Annotated in this window: 21 protein-coding genes and 1 pseudogene; 7 read left to right on the forward strand and 15 right to left on the reverse strand. The window is 47.3% G+C overall.

All coding sequences use genetic code 11. The annotated features are described in order from the left end of the window. Positions 1–58 precede the first annotated feature (58 nt). The gene (gene aceA / locus ACFPTP_RS13135) at positions 59–1342 is read right to left on the reverse strand and encodes an isocitrate lyase (RefSeq protein WP_381445647.1); all 1284 of its coding nucleotides are present in this window, start codon (positions 1340–1342) and stop codon (positions 59–61) included. Between the two features lie 185 nt (positions 1343–1527). On the opposite strand from aceA, the gene ACFPTP_RS13140 reads away from it, so the two are divergent. Then, the gene (locus ACFPTP_RS13140; protein WP_381445648.1) at positions 1528–1983 is read left to right on the forward strand and encodes a LytR/AlgR family response regulator transcription factor; all 456 of its coding nucleotides are present in this window, start codon (positions 1528–1530) and stop codon (positions 1981–1983) included. A 111-nt stretch (positions 1984–2094) separates the two neighbouring features. Here the strand turns inward: ACFPTP_RS13140 and leuD are convergent, their stop codons facing one another. The 9 genes and pseudogenes from leuD to ACFPTP_RS13185 all read right to left on the reverse strand — a co-directional run bounded on the left by leuD (position 2095) and on the right by ACFPTP_RS13185 (position 13293). After that, positions 2095–2679, reverse strand: a complete 585-nt coding sequence (gene leuD, locus ACFPTP_RS13145) for a 3-isopropylmalate dehydratase small subunit (protein WP_381445650.1) — start codon at positions 2677–2679, stop codon at positions 2095–2097. A gap of 23 nt (positions 2680–2702) precedes the next feature. Then, on the reverse strand, positions 2703–4112 hold the full coding sequence (leuC, locus tag ACFPTP_RS13150; RefSeq protein WP_381445652.1) for a 3-isopropylmalate dehydratase large subunit: 1410 nt from the start codon (positions 4110–4112) through the stop codon (positions 2703–2705). Between the two features lie 19 nt (positions 4113–4131). Further along, entirely contained in the window at positions 4132–5232 is a 1101-nt protein-coding gene (gene leuB, locus ACFPTP_RS13155; protein ID WP_381445654.1) for a 3-isopropylmalate dehydrogenase, read from the reverse strand. Between the two features lie 298 nt (positions 5233–5530). Next, positions 5531–7075: a 2-isopropylmalate synthase gene (locus ACFPTP_RS13160; protein WP_381445656.1), complete on the reverse strand. Its 1545-nt coding sequence runs from the start codon at positions 7073–7075 to the stop codon at positions 5531–5533. Next, positions 7062–8114 (reverse strand): annotated as a pseudogene (ilvC, locus tag ACFPTP_RS13165) (ketol-acid reductoisomerase); the annotation flags it as partial. The gene ACFPTP_RS13160 and the pseudogene ilvC, both read right to left, overlap by 14 nt. A gap of 16 nt (positions 8115–8130) precedes the next feature. Then, positions 8131–8646 (reverse strand): acetolactate synthase small subunit, encoded by a 516-nt coding sequence (gene ilvN, locus ACFPTP_RS13170; protein ID WP_381445659.1) that lies wholly within the window; start codon positions 8644–8646, stop codon positions 8131–8133. Beyond that, positions 8643–10403, reverse strand: coding sequence for an acetolactate synthase large subunit (ilvB, locus tag ACFPTP_RS13175; protein WP_381445662.1), 1761 nt, complete (start codon positions 10401–10403; stop codon positions 8643–8645). The genes ilvN and ilvB overlap by 4 nt, the downstream gene beginning before the upstream one ends. 338 nt (positions 10404–10741) lie before the next feature. Continuing rightward, complete coding sequence (gene ilvD, locus ACFPTP_RS13180) at positions 10742–12409, reverse strand: dihydroxy-acid dehydratase (protein WP_381445664.1); 1668 nt, start codon at positions 12407–12409, stop codon at positions 10742–10744. 341 nt (positions 12410–12750) lie between these two features. Then, entirely contained in the window at positions 12751–13293 is a 543-nt protein-coding gene (locus ACFPTP_RS13185) for a DL-endopeptidase inhibitor IseA family protein (protein ID WP_381445666.1), read from the reverse strand. 380 nt (positions 13294–13673) lie between these two features. On the opposite strand from ACFPTP_RS13185, the gene ACFPTP_RS13190 reads away from it, so the two are divergent. Next, entirely contained in the window at positions 13674–13850 is a 177-nt protein-coding gene (locus ACFPTP_RS13190) for a sporulation histidine kinase inhibitor Sda (RefSeq protein WP_381445668.1), read from the forward strand. Positions 13851–13871: 21 nt separating this feature from the next. Here ACFPTP_RS13190 and ACFPTP_RS13195 read toward each other — a convergent pair whose 3' ends face one another. After that, positions 13872–15260, reverse strand: a complete 1389-nt coding sequence (locus tag ACFPTP_RS13195) for a S41 family peptidase (protein ID WP_381445670.1) — start codon at positions 15258–15260, stop codon at positions 13872–13874. Positions 15261–15451: 191 nt separating this feature from the next. Here ACFPTP_RS13195 and ACFPTP_RS13200 point away from each other — a divergent pair, with 191 nt between their 5' ends. The 3 genes from ACFPTP_RS13200 (at position 15452) to ACFPTP_RS13210 (ending at position 18336) form a co-directional block, all read left to right on the forward strand. Further along, on the forward strand, positions 15452–16285 hold the full coding sequence (locus ACFPTP_RS13200; RefSeq protein ID WP_381445672.1) for a hypothetical protein: 834 nt from the start codon (positions 15452–15454) through the stop codon (positions 16283–16285). Positions 16286–16315: 30 nt separating this feature from the next. Then, positions 16316–17755 carry an S-layer homology domain-containing protein gene (locus ACFPTP_RS13205; protein ID WP_381445674.1) on the forward strand — a complete coding sequence of 480 codons (1440 nt, stop codon included), beginning with the start codon at positions 16316–16318 and terminating at the stop codon, positions 17753–17755. Positions 17756–17853: 98 nt separating this feature from the next. After that, positions 17854–18336 carry a VanZ family protein gene (locus tag ACFPTP_RS13210; protein ID WP_381445676.1) on the forward strand — a complete coding sequence of 161 codons (483 nt, stop codon included), beginning with the start codon at positions 17854–17856 and terminating at the stop codon, positions 18334–18336. Between the two features lie 68 nt (positions 18337–18404). Here the strand turns inward: ACFPTP_RS13210 and ACFPTP_RS13215 are convergent, their stop codons facing one another. Beyond that, a complete protein-coding gene (locus tag ACFPTP_RS13215) occupies positions 18405–19901 on the reverse strand; it encodes a class I adenylate-forming enzyme family protein (RefSeq protein ID WP_381445678.1) in 1497 nt (498 codons plus the stop codon). 180 nt (positions 19902–20081) lie between these two features. On the opposite strand from ACFPTP_RS13215, the gene ACFPTP_RS13220 reads away from it, so the two are divergent. Both ACFPTP_RS13220 and ACFPTP_RS13225 read left to right on the forward strand, forming a co-directional pair. Then, positions 20082–21014 (forward strand): LCP family glycopolymer transferase, encoded by a 933-nt coding sequence (locus tag ACFPTP_RS13220; protein WP_381445680.1) that lies wholly within the window; start codon positions 20082–20084, stop codon positions 21012–21014. A gap of 123 nt (positions 21015–21137) precedes the next feature. Further along, positions 21138–21761 carry a hypothetical protein gene (locus tag ACFPTP_RS13225; protein ID WP_381445682.1) on the forward strand — a complete coding sequence of 208 codons (624 nt, stop codon included), beginning with the start codon at positions 21138–21140 and terminating at the stop codon, positions 21759–21761. A gap of 271 nt (positions 21762–22032) precedes the next feature. Here the strand turns inward: ACFPTP_RS13225 and ACFPTP_RS13230 are convergent, their stop codons facing one another. From ACFPTP_RS13230 to ACFPTP_RS13240, 3 genes are read right to left on the reverse strand one after another with little or no spacing between them, the layout of a single operon-like run. Beyond that, positions 22033–22698 (reverse strand): pilus assembly protein TadG-related protein, encoded by a 666-nt coding sequence (locus tag ACFPTP_RS13230; RefSeq protein WP_381445684.1) that lies wholly within the window; start codon positions 22696–22698, stop codon positions 22033–22035. Beyond that, a complete protein-coding gene (locus ACFPTP_RS13235; protein ID WP_381445686.1) occupies positions 22695–23111 on the reverse strand; it encodes a TadE/TadG family type IV pilus assembly protein in 417 nt (138 codons plus the stop codon). The genes ACFPTP_RS13230 and ACFPTP_RS13235 overlap by 4 nt, the downstream gene beginning before the upstream one ends. Positions 23112–23129: 18 nt before the next feature. Continuing rightward, positions 23130–23729, reverse strand: a complete 600-nt coding sequence (locus tag ACFPTP_RS13240) for a hypothetical protein (protein WP_381445688.1) — start codon at positions 23727–23729, stop codon at positions 23130–23132. Positions 23730–23747 lie beyond the last annotated feature (18 nt).

The raw sequence follows: 23747 nt of genomic DNA on the forward strand, positions 1-23747 counted from the left end.
GCGTCTGTTGAATAGTCAGTTGAATCATCCTTTCATTTAGTTAGGAATGGGCCGTCATTCAAACGAATTGCGCCTCTTCAGTCGACCCTTTCATTGCTGTCGTGGAGGAGGTGCCTCCTGAAATGACCTGTGCCACTTCATCGAAATAACCTGTTCCGACTTCGCGTTGATGGCGGGTTGCCGTGTAGCCGTTCACTTCATTCGCAAATTCAGCTTCCTGCAGCTTCGAATAGGCGGCCATCCCATCGGTTTTATACCCATGTGACAATTCGAACATACTATGGTTCAATGAGTGGAATCCGGCCAATGTGACGAACTGGAATTTATAGCCCATCTTGCCGAGCTCCCGCTGGAATTTGCCAATCGTCTCGTCGTCCAAATTCGCTTTCCAGTTGAAGGAAGGCGAACAGTTATAGGCAAGCATTTTGCCCGGGAACTTTGCGTGGATGGCGTCCGCAAAGCGTTTCGCTTCCTCGAGATCCGGCGTCGATGTTTCACACCAGATCAGATCGGCGTATGGCGCGTATGCGAGACCGCGGGCAATCGCCTGCTCGATGCCGGCTTTCGTGCGATAAAAACCTTCCGGCGTACGCTCCCCTGTAATGAATTCATGGTCACGTTCATCGATGTCGCTCGTGATCAGATCCGCCGCATCGGCATCCGTCCTCGCAATAATGATCGTCGGGACACCCGAAACGTCAGCCGCAAGCCTTGCCGAAATCAAATTCCGGACTGCATTTTGCGTTGGAAGAAGCACTTTCCCGCCAAGATGGCCGCATTTCTTTTCAGAAGCAAGCTGGTCCTCGAAATGGACACCGGCTGCACCCGCTTCGATCATCGCTTTCATTAATTCAAACACATTCAACGGTCCGCCAAATCCTGCCTCGGCATCAGCGACAATCGGGGCGAACCAATCAAATCCGTCAAGCCTTCCTTCCGCACAATCGATCTGATCCGCACGCTGCAACGCCTGATTGATCCGCTTCACGACGTTCGGCACGCTGTTCACCGGGTAAAGGCTTTGATCGGGATACATCTGTCCTGCCATATTCGCATCCGCCGCCACTTGCCAACCGCTCAGATAGATCGCCTGCAGCCCCGCTTTCACTTGCTGAACGGCTTGATTGCCCGTTAAAGCGCCGAGTGCGGCGATGAAATCCTCTTCATGAAGTGATTTCCAGAGCCGTTCCGCCCCTCTTTTCGCCAATGTATGTTCTATTTGAACAGACCCTCGTAACTTGATAACGTCCTCCGCACTGTATCCACGCTCGATCCCTGCCCAACGTTCATCTTCCTGCCAGCCTCTCTCCAACTGCTCCATTTGTTCTGTTCGATTCATCATTTCAACCATCACCTTTCGTTTAATAGATTAATTGATACTTTCCTACTGTTCCACAACAGAGTAAGTTGTTATACATTACTATATAACAGATTATTTGAAACGTCTGTACATTCCGACAAAAAGGTAGTTTCAGAGGATGAATGAGGAAATAACTCGACGAAATCGAAAAGGGGAAGATGAATCGAATGGATAGGAAACGATTACACGAGGAGATTCTACAGCAACTAACGCGTCAGCAAGGGGATTGGATGCCGATTGAAATCAACGGGGAACAAGCTGCACTTGTCGTCATCCTGCCTTCTGATCAACTTACTCCATTGCGGATGCTCACTGGAAAACTCAACGACGAATGGTACCCGGTGCCGATCGAACAGATCACCCATATCGAAAGCTATCAGAAAAAGACATTCTTCTATACAGAGGAAGGTCAATTTTGCGTGTCAAGCACGCTGAAGGAATTGGAGAAGCGGCTGCCTGAAATCTTCTTGCGCATTCACCGGTCGTACATTGTGAATACAGCTCGAATCTCGCGGATCTCCCGCGACTTCTCATCGAATTTGGTTGTGACATTAGTGGATGGTACAGAACTGCCGGTGAGCCAGTCGTATGTGAATGATGTGAAATGCGTGCTGGGGTTTTGAATGAAGGAAGGAAGGAAGGAAGGAAGGAAGGAAGGAAGGCTTAGGAGCGGGAATGGACAAAAGAATAGACCGCAGATGAGATCAATGTTGATTTCATCTGCAGCCCATTCATCAAGCATGCTGTTTTTCATATTCGGTAATATGCTCTTCATATTGGAACGTCAACGAAATTTCGTCCCAGCCATTCAACAGCATTTGCTTATAATACGGATCGATAGTGAATGAGTACGTTTTCCCGTCCTCGCCCGTTACCCTCTGCTCTTCAAGATTGATGTCCAATGTATACGGAGCGGATTCGCCTTTGGATAAAAGCTCTTCGACTTCCTCTACACGAAGCCGGATCGGCAGGATGCCGTTCTTGAAGCAATTATTGTGGAATATATCCGCGAACGACGGCGCGATGACGACTTCGAAGCCGTAGTCAAGAATAGCCCACGGTGCGTGTTCCCGGGAGGAACCGCAGCCGAAATTGTCGTGGGCGACGAGGATTTTCGAGTCTTTGAACCATTCGTCGTTCAAGACGAACTCCTTGTTTTCCGTGCCGTCCGCTTGGAAGCGCCAATGGTAGAAAAGGTATTTTCCGAAGCCGGTCCGTTCGATCCGCTTCAGGAATTCTTTCGATATGATCTGGTCCGTATCTATATTTTTTCGATTCAAGGGGGTCATGACGCTGCGCACTTCATTGATCGGTTTCATGGAATCATCCTTTCTTCATTACCTCACGCATGAGCCAATTTCATTTCTCGAACATCCGTGAAACGGCCGGAAATTGCTGCAGCCGCAGCCATTGCAGGGCTCATCAGGTGGGTGCGTGAACCCGCCCCTTGTCTGCCTTCAAAGTTCCGGTTCGATGTCGATGCGCATCGTTCGCCCGCTGGAACGACATCATCGTTCATCGCGAGGCACATGCTGCAGCCCGATTCGCGCCATTCGAATCCTGATTCAAGGAAGATTTTATCCAAACCTTCCTCTTCTGCCTGCCGTTTCACGGTGCGGGAACCTGGAACGACGATTGCCGTCACATTCGGATGCACTTTTTGGCCATCGATCACTTCCGCAGCAGCCCGCAGATCACTCAAGCGAGCGTTCGTGCACGAACCGATGAAGACGTGCTGGATTTCGATTTTCGTAAGCGGCGTCCCTTCCTCAAGCCCCATATAGGCGAGCGCCTTTTTCAATGCTTCCTTATCGGATTCATTCTCGAAATCCTCAGCCGATGGAACTTGTGCGCTGATGCCTGACCCCATCGAAGGATTCGTGCCCCACGTGACGAACGGCTCGATTTCATCTGCGTTGATTTCAAGAACGGTATCGTAAGACGCCCCTTCATCCGATGCCAAGGAAAGCCATTGTTCTGCAGCCTCTTCGAACGCTTCACCTTCAGGGACATGACGACGTCCTCTCAAGTACTCGATTGTCGTCTCATCCGGGCTGATCAAACCGGCTTTCGCCCCCGCCTCGATGGACATATTGCAAATGGTCATCCGTTCCTCCATCGTCATGGAGCGGATCGCTTCGCCCGTATACTCCGCGATATGCCCCGTTCCGACGTCGATGCCGAATTTCGAAATGATCGCCAGGATGACGTCTTTTGCAGTAACGCCGAAGCCAAGTTTTCCGTTGATCCGTATTTCCATCGTTTTCGGTTTTGATTGCCAAAGCGTCTGTGTCGACAGGACATGCTCGACCTCGCTCGTGCCGATCCCGAATGCGATGGCGCCGAATGCGCCGTGCGTCGACGTATGGCTATCCCCGCAAACAATCGTCTTCCCGGGCTGTGTCAATCCGAGTTCGGGGCCGATAATATGGACAATTCCCTGGTCGGGATGCTCCATATGCGCAAGCTCGATACCGAATTCCTCGCAGTTTTTCTCCAGCGTCGTAATCTGCTTTTTGGCAATCGGATCGTTGATTGTCGGCAAATTGCGGGTCGGCACATTATGATCCATTGTTGCGAAGCAGAGGTCGGGACGGCGAACTTTCCGCCCCGCCAGCCGCAAGCCTTCAAACGCTTGAGGAGAAGTCACTTCATGCAATAAATGAAGGTCGATATATAACAGATCCGGTTTCCCCTGTTCTTCGTACACAACATGCTGATCCCATATTTTCTCAATAATCGTTTTGGCCATTTGAACTTCTCCTTTCAATTCAGACGTACGAAAACATGATGCTATTCGAGACGAACTGCAAATCCAGCTCACCGATCACTTTATCCGTCCACTCCGTTGTCGAAAGGGCGCGATCTGTGCTTCCTGCAAGGTCCGCAGTAAAATGCCCGTCTTCGAATACGGTATCGACCGCTTTTTCAATCGCCGCCGCTTCCGTATCCATTCCGAATGAATAGCGGAGCATCATCGCCGCTGACAAAATGGCTGCTGCAGGATTTGCGATGCCCATTCCGGCAACATCCGGAGCGGAGCCATGCACAGGCTCATAAAGACCGAATCCATCGGACCGGACGCTAGCTGATGGCATAAGGCCAAGCGAACCGGTGATGACGGACGCTTCGTCGCTTAAAATGTCGCCGAACATGTTTTCAGTGACAACAACATCGAACGCTTTCGGGTTCGTAATCAATTTCATCGCCGCCGAGTCGACGAGCTGATGCTCGACTTCGACATCCGGATACCTTTGCCGCTTCTCTTCGACGACTTCACGCCAAAGCTTGCTCGACTCAAGTACATTCGCCTTATCGACGGATGTCACCTTTCCGCGTCTCATCCGCGCAAGCTCGAATGCCTTTTCAACGATGCGTTCAATTTCTTCGCGCGTATAGACGAGCGTGTCGACTGCAGCTGTTGCTGTCTTGCGGCTCGGTAGCCCGAAATAGATGCCGCCCGTCAGCTCACGGACGATCATCATATCGACTTCCCGGACGATTTCCTCTTTTAGAGGAGAAGCTTGGAGCAAGGAAGGGACCGCTTTGACCGGTCTCAGGTTCGCGAATAAATCAAAGTGCTTCCGAATCGCTAGCAGCCCTTTTTCAGGTCGCAGCTCAGATGGATTCCGATCCCATTTCGGACCGCCGACCGCCCCCAAGAGCACTGCATCACTTGATTCACAGAGTTCGATTGTCTCCTTCGGAAGCGGATCATTGAACGAATCGATCGCTTCCCCTCCGATTGAACCGTAATCAAAATGGAATGTGTGGTTGAACCGTCTTGCAACCACTTCAAGAATTCGTACAGCCGCCGACGTCACTTCCGGTCCGATTCCATCACCCTGTAATACAGCCACTCTTTTTTCCATTGAACTTCTCCTCCTTGTTGTCATTCCCATTCACAAAATCTTCAGACTCAGTGGTGTATAAATAATCCGGATTTCCACTCCAGGCGGACGCTTTCCGCGGGCGAGCGGTGAGCCTCCTCAGTCGCTTCGCTCCCTCCAGGGTCTCACCTGTCTCGCTTTCCCGCAGGAGTCGCCGCCTTCCGCTCCAATCCTTATACATTACATCTACTTATATAAATTTCCATTGATAGAGACACAAAACCAGCTAGAATTACGCGTAAACCCGGTTTTTCACGCATAATGCAATATCATAACCCCGTTACTGACTGACAGTTTCCATCACTTTCACTTGATCCTTCACCAGCTTCCTGTTAATTGCGTTCAGGTATGCTTTGGCGGATGCTTCCAGGACGTCTTGAGAGATGTCTCTGCCTGTGAACGTTTCGCCGTTAAAACGCAAGTTGACGACCGCTTCCCCTAACGCATCACGGCCTTTGCCGATCGATGTGACGCGGTAATCCAATATGTTGACATGCCCTTTGACGAGGAGCTCGAGTGCATTGAAGATCGCTTCTACTGAACCAGCGCCTGTTGTGGCAACGACGACGTTTTCTCCGGAAGGGACATTCGCAGCGATGGTCGCCGTCGGAACATTGGACGTGCCGTATTGCACTTGCACATTCGTCAGTTCATAAATGTCTGCATCGGCATTCGCGATCTGCTTGCCTGTGAAGAGGACGAACAGATCGTCTTCCGTAATTTCCTTCTTGCGGTCGGCGAGCTTCTTGAACTCGACAAATGCTTCATTCAATTGCGCGTCACTCAGCTCGAAGCCCATCGTAACGGCACGGTCCTTGAATGCATGACGGCCGGAATGCTTGCCGAGCGCGAGCGGAGCCGTCTTATCGCCGATCAGTTCCGGCGTGATGATTTCATACGTTTCCCGGTTTTTCAGCATGCCGTCCTGATGGATTCCCGATTCATGTGCGAAAGCGTTCTTCCCGACTACGGCCTTGTTCGGCTGAATGACGACGCCCGTCAACTGGCTGACCAATTGGCTTGTGCGCTTGATTTCCTGGAGATTGATGCCTGTTTCAAAACCGTAGACATCCTTGCGAATATGGAGGGCGACTGCGATTTCTTCGAGTGCAGCATTTCCAGCCCGTTCACCGATCCCGTTAATCGTGCCTTCGACTTGATCGGCACCATTTTCAATCGCTGCGATGGAGTTGGCGACAGCCATTCCCAGATCGTTATGGCAATGCGCAGATAGCTTCACGCGCTCAATGCCTGTCACATTCTCCTTCAAGAATTTGAATAAAGCACCGTACTCCTGAGGCGTTGCATAACCGACCGTGTCAGGGATATTGATAGTCGTCGCACCGGCTTTGATCACTTGATTGATAATCCGGACGAGGAATGCAGGGTCGGAACGGAATGCGTCTTCTGCTGACCATTGAACGAGAGGAAAGAATTTTTTTGCATATTTAACGGCTTCCACTGCGATATCCACGACTTGGTCAGGCGTCTTCATCAATTTATGCTCCATATGGATCGGAGAAGTTGCCAAAAACACGTGGAGATGTGGCTGCTGTCCGCCTTTCAACGCTTCCCATGAAGTATCGATATCGCTTTTCATGGCACGGGCAAGCCCGGTCACTGTCGAGTTCTTCACTGTATTCGCAATGCGCTGCACTGCTTCGAAATCACCAGGTGAGGAAGCAGGGAACCCTGCTTCGATCACCGTAGCGCCAAAACGTTCTAGTTGGCGGGCAATTTCCATCTTTTCAGCCGTGTTCAGATTGATGCCGGCCGATTGTTCACCATCACGAAGTGTCGTATCAAAGATGTCAATTTGTCGCACTGCCCACCACTTCCTCCTGTTTTGTTTTCTTGCCTTCATTTACGAATGGCATCATTGCACGAAGCTTTTCACCAACGACTTCGATCTGGTGCTTCGCTTCCGATTCCTTATAGGCATTGTAGTCCGGACGGTCGTTTGCGTTTTCTGCAATCCAGCCTTCCGCGAATTTGCCTTCCTGGATTTCAGTCAAGATGTCTTTCATGCGTGCTTTCGTGTCTGCATCAACGATACGCGGTCCTGATACGTAATCGCCCCATTCAGCAGTGTCGGAAATCGAGTAGCGCATTCCGGACATGCCGCCTTCGTACATGAGGTCGACAATCAGTTTCAATTCATGCATCGTTTCGAAATAAGCGAGTTCAGGCTGATAACCTGCTTCCACCAACGTTTCGAAACCAGCTTTGACGAGGGAAGTCAATCCGCCGCAAAGGACTGCCTGCTCTCCAAATAGATCCGTTTCAGTTTCTTCCTTGAATGAAGTTTCAAGGACGCCTGCACGAGCTGCGCCGATTCCTTTTGCATAAGCAAGTGCAACGTCTTTCGCTTGGCCTGAAACGTCTTGGAATACAGCGAACAATGCCGGTACGCCAGCGCCTGCTTCATACGTTCTGCGAACGAGGTGTCCAGGGCCTTTCGGTGCGACGAGGAATACGTCAACATCCGCCGGAGGTACGATTTGACCGAAATGCACGTTGAATCCGTGTGCGAATACAAGCGACTTGCCCGCTTTCAATGCCGGTTGGATCTCTTCGTCATACACTTGCTTCTGTCTCTCGTCCGGAAGCAGGATCATGATGATGTCTGCTTGTTCAGCTGCTTCTGCTACTGTTTTAACCTCAAGGCCGTCTTCTTTTGCCTGATCGAATGATTTTCCTGGGCGTACGCCGACGACTACGTCGAATCCTGAGTCTTTCAAGTTTTGTGCGTGCGCGTGGCCTTGTGAACCGTACCCTACGACCGCGATCGTCTTTCCTTGTAGTAGTCCTTCATTGATGTCCTGGTTGTAATACATTTTAGCCATTGGTGATTCCTCCTTGGATTTTAAGTTTCTATAGTTATTTTAAAATGGATAACTGTGGTGAGTTGACCTTTTGGATTTCTCGGGTGAATGCCGTGGCTCCGGTCCTAGCCAATTCTTTGATGCCATAAGGCTTGACGAGATCGATGAATGCTTCGATTTTCTCGGGCGCGCCGGTCACTTGGTACGTGACGACGTTTTTCCCGGAGTCGATGACCGTTGCTCGGAACGGTTCGATGATGCTATTGATTTCACTGCGCGCATGGGGCGGCGAGACGACTTTCACGAGCGCCAGTTCCCGCATGACGATCGCTTTTTCAGTGATGTCATTCACCTTGATGACGTCGATCTGCTTTTGCAGCTGCTTGACGAGCTGCTCGATTTTCCGTTCATCCTCCACATGGACGATGAATGTCATTTTCGACATGCCTGGCTGTTCGGAATGCCCGACGGTAATGCTTTCGATATTGAATTGCCGTTTCATAAGCAATCCCGTCACCCGGTTCAATACGCCGCTTTGATTGATGACCGTGACTGTAATGACCCTTCTCATTCGCTCTTCACCCCGATCATTTCTTGTAGTCCTTTTCCTGGCGCAACCATCGGATAGACGTTTTCCAACATTTTCACCCGGCAATCGATGAGTACCGGTTCATCCGACAGGAGAGCCTCCCGGAAGAGCTGCTCGGCATCCTCTTTTTTCGTGATGCGAACCCCTTTCAGATCATACGCCTCCGCAAGCTTGACGAAATCCGGCTGGACTGGAATCAATGACTGCGAGTAGCGTTCATCATAGAACGTCTCCTGCCATTGGCGCACCATTCCGAGCGCTCCGTTGTTCAAGATGACGACTTTCACCGGAATCCTCATCTCTTGTAAGAGGGAAAGCTCCTGCGCTGTCATTTGGAAACCGCCATCACCGACGATGGCAACGACTCTTTCATTCGGTTTCGCGAGCTGCGCGCCGATTGCAGCCGGGAATCCGAAGCCCATCGTTCCGAGACCGCCCGACGTGACCCAATGATCGGGATTGTTCAATGAATAATATTGGGCCGCCCACATTTGGTGCTGTCCGACGTCCGTCGTGACAATTGCATCTCCTTCGGTAATGCGGTGGATCATTTGAATCGCTTCTTGCGGCAGGATTTCGTGCTCGTCGGTGTTGTACCATAATGGCGCCTCTTCCTGTAAACCGTTCAAATAGCCGAGCCATTCTTCGGTGTCCGGTGCATGGAATTCATGGTTGAGCAACGCCTTCAACGCTTCCTTCGAATCCGCCACGATCGGGATTTCCGTCGGGACGTTCTTTCCGATTTCCGCGGGGTCGATGTCGATATGGATGACTTTTGCATTGGGTGCGAAACTCTCGAGATTGCCTGTCAGCCTGTCGTCGAACCGGGCACCGACGTTGATCAATACGTCGCATTCGCTAATTGCCATGTTTGCCGTATATGTTCCGTGCATGCCTGCCATGCCGAGGAACAATTCGTGGTCTCCTGCAATGCTTCCGAGACCGAGCAATGTGTTCGTGACCGGGATCCGTTTCGTTTCCACTAATGTTTTCAACTCTTCCATCGCCTGGCCGTGCAACACGCCCGCGCCGGCTAAGATGAGCGGCTTTTGTGCGAATCGGATCGCTTCGGCCGCCTTCTGTATTTGCAAGTAATTCGGAGTGGTCGTCGGCTGGTAGCCCGGCAAATTCACTTCGGCATTCCGTTCTTCCTCCGTGACGAAAATTTCCGTAGCGACGTTTTTCGGAATGTCGACGACTACTGGTCCGCGTCTTCCTGTTGAAGCGATATGGAATGCTTCTTTGATGATCCTTGGAAGATCCGCAACGTCCTGCACCTGGTAGTTATGTTTTGTAATCGGCTGCGTAATGCCGATGACGTCCGCCTCCTGGAATGCATCCGTCCCAATGACGGTGCTTGCCACCTGTCCTGTGAAAACAACTAGCGGCAATGAATCCATCATTGCATCCGTAATTCCAGTCACCAGATTCGTCGCCCCTGGACCCGATGTTGCAATGACAACACCCGGCTTGCCGGATACTCGCGCATAGCCCTCCGCCGCGTGGATGGCTCCCTGTTCATGACGGGCAAGCACATGGGGAATCGGATCCTTGTATAATGCGTCGTAAATCGGTAGGACGGCACCTCCAGGGTAACCGAAAATAACTTCGACACCTTGGTCTTTCAACCCTTGAATCAAGACTGCAGAACCATCCATCGATTGATTATTCTGTTTTTCGTCTGTAGATTCCGGTGCCATTTCCATGACTGCCTGCTTCGTTTGAACTTCCGCACTCATATACGAACTCCTCCTTACTTTTCTATTTGCTTATTTTATTTAAAAAGAAAAAGCCTTTTCTCCCCACACAAAGAAACCCTGTTCTTCGTATAAGGGATGAAAAAGCTTTTCATGGTACCACCCTTGTTCGCGGCATATGCCGCCTCGTGAATGCGCCTATAAAAGGTTCATTCGCTGATAACGAGCCCGTTTATCACAAGCCCGGGATTGCCTACTCAGTTCCCTTTTCAGCAGTCCACTCCGGGGAGATATCGCGGATAGTTGCATTGCCGGCTTCCAGCACGACCGGCTCTCTGTGAATGCAAGGATCTATCCCCTTTTACCCCATCATCGAGTTATTATATTTTCATGACGCCACCTGTACTTGCGGACGTCACTAGTTTTGAATATCTGGCCAAATAGCCTTTTTTGATTTTCGGTTCAAATGGTTGCAGCTTCTCTCTGCGCTCCGCCAATTCTTCAGCTGACACTTTCAGCTCGATCGTCCGGTTCGTCAAATCGATGTCGATGATATCTCCATCTTCGACTAATGCGATCGGGCCGCCTTCAGCCGCTTCCGGTGAAATGTGGCCGATGGAAATCCCTCGGGATGCTCCTGAGAAACGGCCATCCGTAATAAGCGCAACTTTCGTTCCTAAACCTCTTCCTTGGATAGCTGACGTCGGAGCGAGCATTTCCGGCATGCCCGGCCCGCCTTTCGGACCTTCATAGCGGATGACGACGACATGCCCTTCTCGGACCGTTCCGTTGTCGATGTTCTCTTGCGCTGCTTCCTGTGATTCAAAGACGATCGCTTCGCCCGTGAACTGCTTGATGGAAGGATCGACCGCCCCGACTTTGATGACTCCGCCGTCAGGAGCGATGTTGCCGAATAGGACGGACAAGCCGCCGACCGGACTATATGGATTATCTTTCGTCCGGATCACTTGGTCATTCAAAATCTGATAATCTTGTACGTCTTCACCGATTGTCTTTCCTGTGATCGTGATGCGATCCGGATGAATGGCGCCTGGTATTTTAGTAAGTTCATTGATGATTGCGCTGACGCCGCCCGCTTTGAAAATATCATCCATGGAAATGTCGGAAGCCGGCATGATTTTCGCTAAATACGGAACCCGTTCGGCAACTTTGTTAATATCCTGGACGCTGTATTCGATTTCCGCTTCGTGTGCAATCGCCAATGTATGTAGAACCGTATTGGTCGATCCGCCCATCGCCATATCGAGCGCGAATGCATCGTCAATCGCTTCCTTCGTAACGATGTCACGCGGTTTGACATCCTCTTTCACCATGCGGATCAAGTTCCTTGCCGCTTCCTTGATCAGCTTATGACGCTCATCTGAAGTGGCGACGATCGTTCCATTGCCCGGCAATGCCAATCCCAGCATTTCCATGAGGCAGTTCATCGAGTTCGCCGTGAACATTCCCGAACAGGATCCGCACGTCGGGCATGCGTTGTTTTCAATGTCGAGAAGCTCTTCCGCCGTCATCTTGCCAGATTTATACGCTCCGACCCCTTCGAATACAGATGTGAGGGATAGTGGAGCACCTGAAGAGGAGACGCCTGCTTCCATCGGTCCGCCTGAGACGAAGACGGAAGGGACATTCGTCCGTACTGCCGCCATGAGCATTCCCGGTGTGATCTTGTCACAGTTTGGAATATAGAACACCCCGTCGAACCAGTGGGCATTGATGACCGTTTCAGCGGAGTCCGCAATCAGTTCGCGGCTCGGAAGCGAGTAACGCATTCCGATATGCCCCATCGCGATTCCATCATCCACACCGATCGTGTTGAATTCGAATGGGACTCCGCCTGCTTCCCAAATTGCCTCTTTTACAATTTCAGCAAACTTATTTAAATGTTTATGGCCTGGAATTATATCAATATATGAATTACATACACCGATGAAAGGTTTCTCCAAATCTTTCGTTTTGACGCCCGTCGCGTACAGTAGACTCCTGTGCGGCGCACGGTCGATCCCTTTTTTAATCATGTCACTTCTCATTGCAATCTCTCCTAATCAAATCATCCAAGAGCTTACGAACTATATGAATTATGTGAAATGCAGCACATATCTAAATAGATTGTTGCTATCATATATCGGATATATGCCCAAGTCAACCGTCTTTTTATAATTATTGTTCAATTATGAATAATGCTTTATTTTGTATCCGCTTACATTAGCGATATATTGCATATTGTACGAAATATGACAATTTGAAAATATTTTTATTTTATTTTTGCGGAGGAAATATGAAAACGCTTTTGCGGAATGCAAAAGCGTAAATAATGGAGCTCTTGTGTGAAAGAATGGACCCTGGACATGATAGAATGGGCTCTTCCCCGCTATTCATTGAATTTATCAATCCGCCAACCGGATTTCTTCACGTAGCGGTAGTTCACGATCATTGTTTCGGCGGTTCGGGTGTCGCCGATCGGGACGGTGAGTTCGAATGTCATTTTGCTTTTTTTCGTTTTCAATACTCTTGCTGTAGCGATCTCCCATTGGAGCAGCGAGGCTGGCGCCGCTTCCGTTACGGGTGAGGACAACTTCCCTTTATGCTTCAGGATCCCATTGTCTTTCATGAACCGCTTTGCTTTCTTCTTTGTCACGAAATTGTGCAGTTCCGCTTTTAATTTCTTCTTGGTATCCAAGTGTGCGGCCAAATAGCGATACTCCATGCCTTTATGGTCGAATGTCTTGTACTCGCCTTCCTTGTACAGTCCGCCGGCCTGGATGATCGCTGCCGTTCCGGTCCATCCGGTGGCCAGTTCGACTGCATCCCTCGGCGTAAGTGCGGCTTGACCGGCCGGCGGATTCCCGCCACAAGCCGCCAACATTAGCAATAGTAAAATGACTGCCATTACGTTCAGTGCCCTCTTGTTCAACGCGCACCCCCCTGACTTGCTGATACTTAAACGTATGAACAATCAAGGGGCGGCATACGCCTTCAAGCCGAATTCATTCACAGCTCCTTCTAGTATGGGAATTCAGCCAAACTATAAATGGGAATTGCAAATATAGTTCACTTTCCGAAAAACATTTCGACAAATTTCGCATTTTCCCCAACTGTGGATAACCTTGTCCACGTTATCCACCTTGTTCCCCTTGACTTGTACGGTTTACAAACAAGTTAACCACAACTTATCCACTGTTGACTGTGGATATTGGAACGGTTGTTCTGACAATTGAAATTTGGTAAGGTAATAGCAGCCAAACTTCAAGATATGCAACCGGGAACGATTTGATGACAAGGAGGAGACACAAATTGTTGAGTATACCGGACGACTTTCTAATGGATACGTATAAAAAAGCGATTGCGCTAAATCTTTGCCCGCAATTCATCACTCTATTGGAGAAAGAGATCAGGCGGCGTTCCATACATTCCTCAAAACGCGGAACGGAATCCAGCTATCGTGAAAATGAGAGCCCATCCATTCATTGACGGACAAGCTCTCATTCCCATTTATTCTACTGTCACATCGAGATAGATCCCTTTCTTCATACCAACTCCCGCTTTATCCTTCCAGGCCGGATGGATGATCAGCACATATTTTTCGCCTGAAAGCAATGGTGCTTCGGGTATCACTTCGATAGTTTTGCCATCCTTCACTTCAATACGGACACTTCTCTCTTTTCCACCGACTTCAATCAATTGCACAGCTTTTGTTCCAAGTTGACGCCAATCCATTTCCTTCGTCATGCTGACTGTGAATCTCTTCGTCGTCTTTACATTTTCCATTGCCGGGAATGCCGTATAGCCATCTAATTTCTTTAGCAATTGCTCATAATGAGCTGTCGTCAATTCTTCGTTTTTGTGTGTCTTTACGTCCGGTGTTACACCGACTTTATCCACAACAATGCCTTTTGGCGAATAAAAACGGGCGGTCGTCATTTTCAATACACTTCCGTCGGTGAAAGCGTACATCGATTGCATCGTCCCTTTTCCGTACGTATTTTCACCATATAACATAGCAGCTTTCTGCTCCTTCAAGTTGACCGCCAACATTTCGGAAGCACTAGCGCTATATTCATTAATAAGCAACGATACCGGACCGTTGATTTTCTGTTTTTGATTCACAGAAGGATAAATGACCGGCTTCTTATTTTTCTCACGCAATTGGAAGGCTTGCTCCACTCCAGGGAAAAATCCGGCAATCTCCTGTGCAGCGGTAATATAGCCGCCTCCGTTGTTCCGGATATCGACAATGAAACCATCAGCGCCTGCCAGCAAACGGATTGCATCCTCCATTTCACGGGCGGAATCGGTTGCAAAACTATTTAACCGGATGTAGCCGATATTGCCGCCGAGCATTTCCGACTCAACCGTCGGCAAATGGATTTCAGCCCGGCGGATCGTCAGCATCAATGGTTTTTCGGTTTTTTCACGTTCAATTGTAAGGGAGACATCCGTGTTTTCTTTTCCACCGATCAAAGGGACTGCCGCCTGTACAGACTTCCCTTTCAATGAAGTCCCATCAACATGCGTAATGATGTCACCTGGAACAATGCCGGCTTTAAAAGCGGGACCGTCCTTAATGACGGAAATCACTTTTATGCCATTCTGGCTTTCTTCGAGTACGACACCGATGCCGACGATTCGCTGCTCGATTCCGTTAATGAATGCTTCATACTCCTGCTTGGACATGTATGCGGAATGCGGGTCAAGGCCATTTGCAATCTCTTTTCCGGTGCTTCTTGATAATACCGAGTCAGGGACTTCATCAACATAATAGTCCTTAATAAGCTGCCGAATCGCGTCGATCGGCTCTGCGGCTGTCGCGTGATGGAGCGGCAGCATAATGAAAAGAACGGCGAAGAGCATGATGAATCGTTGCATTGGGTTTCGTAACAAGTCGGTTTCCCCGTTTCTGAATTGAGTTCCTACTATTATACTATTTGGCGGCAAGTTACGTAAGTAGTTTTCAGGAAGCTTTAACTACAAAAAGTTCTTTAAGATTCGTTCTTAAATTTCATGCTTTAAAACCGATATATAGTCTAACTGTCTTATTTTCGGACTTGTATATCTTATGGAGGTGTTAGAGCTTGATCAAAAAAAATTTTTTTCTATTGGCATTTACTCTTCTTCTCGGAACTTTTCCCTTACTACATCCCGCATCAGCTGCCTCACAGCTAGATGAACAAGGTACGTTGATTTTTGGTACACTTCACTATCTTGACAAAAACGGGAGATATTTGACGATAAAAAGGGATAATGGAAAATTGGAAAACTACTTTTTCCAACGTTCTACACAAATTAGAAACGACAAAGGATTTGCTGGCAGCAGTGCTTTAATAGAAGGGGATCGGATCAAACTTCAATTTCAACGGGCAGGCTCAGTCTTTCTGGATAAAGTTGAAATCATGAAGGAGGAAAGAGAAGTAAAATCTATCCGTAAAGGGAAGATTCACCTTTTGGACTCCGTGGCTGGGAAATTGAATATAAGTGACGGCAGTAAATTCGACACGTATTGGTGGGGCTATCAGTCCTATTATGATAGAAACAGCACCTATCCATTAGCAAAAGAAGCCTCAGTCTATTTTGGCGATCAATTGATCAATAAGTCCCAATACCGGTACTATAACTTGTACGATGCATACTTTATTACGACGATGCAATTCAATAAGGAAGTTGTTGAGCACGTCGTCATTCAACGGGGCAACGATAAACACCTGCGAGAAGAAATTATTTCGATAAACCTGAATAGTAATTATCTAACATTAAAATCTTCTGAAAAAGTATATTTCCATGAAGGCACCATCTTTATCCGGAATAAAAGAGCAGTCGATCCAATCAGCATCACCAAAGGGGATAACGCTTTTATTACGACAGATGTCATTAATGGAAAGCTGTATGCAAATATCGTTTATATTTACTAATTAATGAAGATGAGGGTGAAATAAAATAGAATGAGGAATTTCAAAAACAATTTATTAATGTTTGTACTGCTCTGTTCAGTATTCGTTATTATGCCTGGCCAAGTGAACGCAAGTCCACCCGACTATAATGGCGGTGTTTTAAACGAGAATACATATGAAGAAGTATTCTTTTTGGAGTCCTATCCGATTACATTTAAAGGGAAGCCGACAGTGACGGAACGACAATCAAAAGATAAAATCACGACAACTTATCGACACAACTTAACAAGTGCAAACGGTGATAAACTGGTCCGGAATGTTGTGTACGAAACAACATTGAACAATCGAGAGGACAAAGGACAGACAGCCTCTCAGACAATTGTGAAGAGCTACTCGGAAAAAATCACAACTGCAACAAAAGCGGTTTATACTTTGGAGGATTTTCAGTTTTCCCAGGCAACAATAATCGACAATCCTCCTGCATCTGATTTTTATTCAGGTGATCTAGTCGGTACAAAGATTTATAAAGTAACTCGCCCGCAAGTTCCTGGTATCAATGAAACGATAACAGTTTCTATGACGGGGCGTAATATGGGCTACAAAAACTTTTGGGGCGCAACCGAAACCCAGATCATCAATTATGAGATTTCGAGCAATTTCAGCTCAGGTACGACTTTTGTGACAAGTAAAGTATCCGATAGTAAAACGAAAACATTGGAGTATCAGCCGCATGACCCTTCCCTTTCGAGTTTTACAGGCGGACATATTATCGTCAGCAATGCAAACATGGTAGGTGAATACACTTATTCGTATCCATACTATCTTAGAACAGGATCCATCAAACTATCACAACAGAACACGCCGACATTGGAAAGACTGATCGTTCCTAAATTCCGTGATCTGAATAACCATTGGGCTAAGGACTCCATTGAGAAACTCTATTCGATTGGAGTGTTGGATGAATCTACTCAATTCTTCTCACCCAATAAACCAATGACCCGATACAACTTCACAATCGGGGTGTTAAAAGCAGTCGACACTCGTGTGTTCGAGACGAAGACTAAAAATTCGTCAGCCAAATCAATCTTCAAGGATGTTTCCAGAAATGATAAAGGGTATCCGTATATTGAAAGTGCAGTCAATCAAGGAATCATCAATGGATACACTGCAGACTTGTTCAAACCGGCTGAATCTTTAACGAGAGCCCAAGCAGTTGCGATCCTTGTCAGGGCACTTGGCATGGAAGGCAGAGCGCCGGGTTCAGGATATAGAACGAATTTTGCAGATGATAGAAGCATTCCGTTATGGGCTAAGGACAGCGCTTATGTTGCTAATGAACTGGGTTTAGTACATGGCAATGCTAGAAATGAATTTAACGCCCAACAAAAGTTGACTAGGGCAGAAGCAGCCGCTTTACTCCAACGGTTTGTCGATTTCTTGGAAAATGATCTTCAAAAGAATTATAGAGACGATATCTTAAATTCGAATTAAATACATTTGAAAAACCTCTCAATAATCGAGAGGTTTTTTCTTTGAAGCTCTTTCAATTAGCCTGATCATGAAAAAATTAGTTATGGTACAATTCACATATGAAAAAGTTAACCGTGTTATTACTCATCGTTGGAGTCCTATTTATTTCTTCTTCACAGACATATGAAGATCAATCATTGATATCCACTCTTAAGGAATGGCTTCCCAACCAACCAATGTACTCCGTGCTTGATAAGATTGAAGTGCCTTATTGGGGCAGGATAATATCAATAGAAGAAAGGGGATACTATCACTTTGTTGAATTTCTAATAAGAAAAAGCGCGCATTTTTTCATTTTCGGTTGTCTTGCAGTAGTCATATACTTGCTGTTTTCAAATAAACTCAGATCAATCTACAGATTTTCCTTTTCCCTTTTGTTTACGGGAGTTTTTGCAGTATTAGACGAATACCACCAATCCTTGACGGGAGGAAGAACCCCAAGTGGATATGATGTCATTCTTGATATTTCAGGGGGATTCACCTTCCTGCTCATATTACAAATTGCCCTTATCATAAAGGCTAAGTTTAAAAAGATACATTGAATCAATCAATAAAATAATCGTGAGTCATCCCCTGTACAGTTAACTACAGCCAAGACAGGGGATTCCATTTACAAACTAATATAATTTGCCGACCTCAATGTATGTTTCAGCACTTTGCCGGATGCATTTCTCGGTAGTTCATCTAGGAATTCGATTTCTGCAGGGATTTTATACTTGGCGAGATTGCTTGAGCAATAGCTGATCACGTCGGCTTCAGTCAGGGTCGCCCCTTCTTTTGCGACGACATACGCTTTCGGCACTTCACCGAGCACTTCATGCGGGATACCGACGACTGCCGCTTCAAACAGTCCAGGAATTTGATAGAGTACTTCTTCTACTTCGACCGGATAGACATTTTCCCCACCGCGGATGATCATATCTTTTTTTCGGTCGACGATATAGAGGAGACCGTCTTCGTCCATTCGCCCAAGATCGCCCGTATAGAGCCAGCCATTCTTGATCGTCCGCCTCGTTTCATCTTCGTCTTTCAAATAGCCTTTCATCACTTGCGGTCCGCGCATGACGATTTCGCCGACTTGGCCGGTTGGGAGCGTTTCCCCGAATTCATCGACAACCCGGACTTCCGTCTGCGGCAAAGCTTCCCCGACCGAGCCGATCTTCTCTAGTGCCAGATGATCTTTCAACGTTGAGGCTGCCGGCGAATTTTCCGTTTGCCCATACAGGTTTTGCACTTTCACATTCGGGAATGTCTCTTTCAGCTTTTTCAATATTTCATATGGCATCGGTGCGGCGCCATATCCGAACAAGCGAAGGGATGGCAGCTCCAATTTACTTATTTCCGGCAAGTTCAAGATGATCGTATACATCGCCGGAACACCGAAAAACATGGTCGGTGATGTTTTTTGCAATAAATCCAATGTTCCCTTTGGAGAAAAAGCTTCTTCGATAATGACCGTCCCGCCTTTATACGTGACGGGTATCATGAAAACATGGCAGGCTGCACAATGGAATAACGGTGTCGAAATCAGCATTCTGTCTGTATCCGTAATAGACATTGCCTCCGACCAGATTTCAGCGGTGGAAATGATGTTTTGATGCGTCAACATGACCCCTTTCGGCTTGCCCGTTGTCCCGGATGTATACATGACGACCGCTGTATCTTCCCCGTCCAGATCAACTGGTTCATATTTCCTCTCATTGTCCGCAAGTAATTTCTCTATATCCTCTTGTATCGACAATTTTTCTTTAAATGGATGATTCGATTGACCAACGACGTCTTCCAGTCTTTTATCATAGATAAGTGCTTTTGCTTCTGAATGGTTGAAGATATACTCCACTTCCGGAGGTGCTAATTTCGTATTAACTGGCATGGCGGTGAAGCCGCCCAATTGAACACCGAAATAGCAGACGAGGAAATGGTCGGAGTTCAGCGAATAAAGGGCGATGATGTCCCCCTTTTCATACCCTTCCGCTTGGAAATGTCCCGCAATCTTTTTCGCTTTCTCATAAAACTCGCCAAAGGTCCACTCCCTGCCGTTATATGAAGTGAAAACTTTGTCCGGCTGATTTTTTGCATACTCCCCCAACACCCCTGTCATGAACATGGACAATCATCCCCTTTGCACCATTTTGTCATCTACTCATATTCTAGCAACCAATATTTCAGATTACAAGTTATATAGTTAATATTCAGATAACAGCGTAAGTGTCTATTTCTTTTATTCTCTGCGTAAACTGCTAAGAGGTATCAAGTTTATATTCTGAATGACTGGCGGTAGAGAACAATGGCGGAAGTCCGGAAAAAATCGTATAGGAAATTGTTGTTTTGGGCAGGGGGGTTCGTTCTTCTCCTATTAGTCAGCATCGTTTGCTACGCGTTGTTTTTTGTAAATGAACTGACGGAAACGGCTAAAGAGATCCATGAGCCGATGGTGCGCGTCTTCTCCGAAAAACGGGAGGACCCGATCACATTCAAAGATAAGGACCCCTTTTCGGTGCTCATTTTGGGCGTGGATGAAAGGGATGGCGACAAAGGCCGTTCCGATACGATGATTGTCCTGACCGTCAATCCGACACTCCAATCGACGAAAATGCTGAGCATCCCGCGCGATACATACAGCGAAATTGTCGGGATGGGATTCGAAGATAAAATGAATCACGCTTATGCCTTTGGCGGAATCGAAATGTCACTTGTCACCGTCGAGCATTTTCTCGACATACCGATTGACTATGTCGTTCAAGTGAATATGGAAAGCTTCAAGGATATTATCGATGCAATCGGAGGCGTCTCCGTTACGAATACTCTCAATTTTTCTGTCGATGACCATTCATTTCCGGAAGGTGAACTGACTTTGGATGGAGAGGAAGCCCTCGCCTTTGTCCGGATGCGCATGGACGACCCGCGCGGAGATTTCGGGCGGCAAGATAGGCAGAAGCAAGTCATCCAAGGCGTTTTGCAAAAAGGATCGAAGCTTTCAAGTTTACTGAAATTCAAAAGCATTTTCGAAACAATCGGCAATAATGTTCGGACGAATATGACGTTCGATGAGATGGTCGAAGTGCAAAAAAATTACCGGGACGCCGCGAAGTCCGTTGAGCAGATCAGGTTTGAAAAAGGCGAAGGTAAACGGATGGACGGCATCTGGTATTATATGATGGATTCTGAAGAGCTGGAGGATGTGAAGGCGGAATTGAAGGAGCATTTGGGAATGGAATAGCTTCGACGCAGCCCATTGCAGATGGGCTGTTTTTTTGGTTTTATTTGATAAGCAGGCGGTTGTATTGGATAATCTTGTTAACAGAGTGAGACTCAATTATATCTAATAGGAGGATGATTTCGAATGAAACGTTCACTTTGGTTATCGATTGCAGTTGCAATATTACTAGTAGCGGGATGTTCAAAAGATAAAGCTGAACAGAAGCCGATTGAGGCGGAAGAGAAGAACCCATCGGATATCGAAGTTGATCATGGGGAGCTGAACGAACAGGACACGTCAGATGAAGGCGCTGACCAAACGATTGAGGCAGAACGTAAACCGCCGCTCTTTGATATGGAAAATGGCAATCTCATCGTTTATGGATTGAAATTGGGAGACACCCCTTCTACCGCGGAAGAGATATGGGGCGTTCCGGAAATCTTGGAGGAAGAGAACACGATTCACGGGGAAACTTATCATTATTATCCTAATATGGACATGACCGTCGGCTACTATGAGGAAAAGCTTTCATCCCTCGCTGTGGATGCGGATGAAGAAGATCTTCAGGAAATCACCGATAAGTTCCAAGGGGACCATTATCATACTCCGGAAGGGGATGCTGAATTCTTCTTCGAGCCGGATACCGGACAATTGCTCATTTATGGCACTGCAAACAGTGTTGACGGCGATGCGGAATTGCGCTTGCTCATGTCGGATGAAAACTTCTTTTATTATGTAGATGAAGGGATTTACGAGAAAGTTAACTAGAGCAAACAGTTTACCCCTTTCTCGCTGCAGTCGCCCGTCATAAGTTTGAATCGATTGGTTCTCACTTCCTGAAAGGTGATACGGGCCTCGTCGACAAGTATGGTTCGAATTTTTATTCGAAAAGTTGGATTGTGCCTGCAAGCCAAATGGTAATTAACTTGAAATAAAAACTTGATGAGACGGCAACCGACCGAATAAGCATGAAGACCGCCTGATAACTTGGGCAAATTAAAAAAAGATGAGGGGAAAATGTATTTTCCTTCATCTTTTTTTACCCGTCAGTAGACACGCCTCTTAAAAAGAGTAAGGACGGTCCGTATCCTTTTTGAGGAACTTCTTTCGTTATCTTTTGTATGTATTTCTCAGCACTGTCCGTTATCGAATCAAAAGTTACGTCCGCTTTCACTTCGACACGGAAGTCAGAAGTGAATGCAACTTCGATCCGTTCCTCGTTGCCGCCGTTTTTCTTTACTACGTCGCGCACGGTCTGTGTGAAATCACCATTAGCAAGATTAACTTGATCGTTCACAAGGGATTTAAATGAACCATAAGTTCCCATCCTTGGAGACAGGATATCATTCATCGCATTAATATACGCAATATCCTTTGTTACCCCTTGATACCGATATTCTCGAGCCTTTTCATCAACCAGATCCTCGATGGATTTGCCGCCGTCCGCAACTCTTTGCAAGGCTCTTTGCGCTATTACTTCCAAGTCACCCGAGCGTGTGTCAAAATCTTTTACTGCATCCTTTGCCGCATTCACCAACACGGACGTCCCTGCGAGTGCAGCCTGTTGCGTAGCGGTTGCAGCCTGTTGCTTCACAGCGTACACTTTCGCGAAATTCAATACGATGACGCATATGGCAATCGATACGACCATGATCCAAAGGATGTACACCATGCCGTTTCCACGTTCGTTCCTTAGATGCTTCATCGGAGCATCACCTTGCCGGCAGCTTTCGAGTCGATAGCTACGGACATCGTCGACTTCCACTTTTCAGGAATGAACACAAGAGGATGCTTCGCTGAAATCTTAAAGTCGAATAGCCCGTCCCCACCGTCTGATGTAATGGTGACGAGCGGGTTTGTCAGCAAGCTGCTGTCGCCGATCGATTCATTCACCGCATCGACCGCTTCGCTATAACTGCCCGTCAATGCATACACTTGCGCGCCGTCGTTCGCCGCGGATTTCAGGCTGAGCACTGCATAGCCGGAAGCGACAACTTGCCAAAGCAATAGGAAAAACAGGAAGTAAAAAGGGAGTATGCCTATGAACTCGATGCTCATCGATCCTCTTTCATTGCGGATGGATTTGAACTTTTTCAGCGTTAACACCCCTTCAATCAATCTTTATATCAAGCTTCTTCAATCGCCTATCAGCTTCTCTATCCGTTCTTTCGACAACGAAAATGGATTTGCTACAAATATTGAAAACACGCCAAGCATGTATAAAAAGACAGCAATTCCAACATTCTCATCCACCGATTGAAACCGTAGAACTGCCATGATCGCAATGCCAATAAGGACAATGCCAGCCAAGGCCGTTGGCCACATGACAAGCTGTTTCAACTTACGCGGATTCACAAAGACTTCTCCAACTTTCTCCTTCAAAAGATGTCCTAATAGGAAAAGTAGTAAAGTACCGATTAGAAGCGGCCAGAAAACCACTGTCCCATAGCTCATTCTCACAAAAGGCATTGTCGTAAAAATAGATAAGCCCATAAGCATCCAATACAACTGTAGAGAATTGTACCGTCTCGGTTCGTGCTTACTATAACGCCTCCAAAAGAGGATGAGGCGGAACATGATGAATGCTTCCACTGTCAGATTGATGGGCATCCAAAAGAAGAAACGTCCTTCCGGTACTGCGCTGGCGCCGGTTAGAAACAATAGGTGCAGAAAAAATGTAAAGACAATAAGGTTATCCGGTTTCACAGGCTCGTTGATTATTTGTCGTAATGTCATCGGCTTCCCTCCCCTTTG

Source organism: Sporosarcina koreensis (assembly GCF_042655825.1).
In the GTDB taxonomy this organism is placed as follows: Bacteria; Bacillota; Bacilli; order Bacillales_A; family Planococcaceae; genus Sporosarcina; species Sporosarcina koreensis.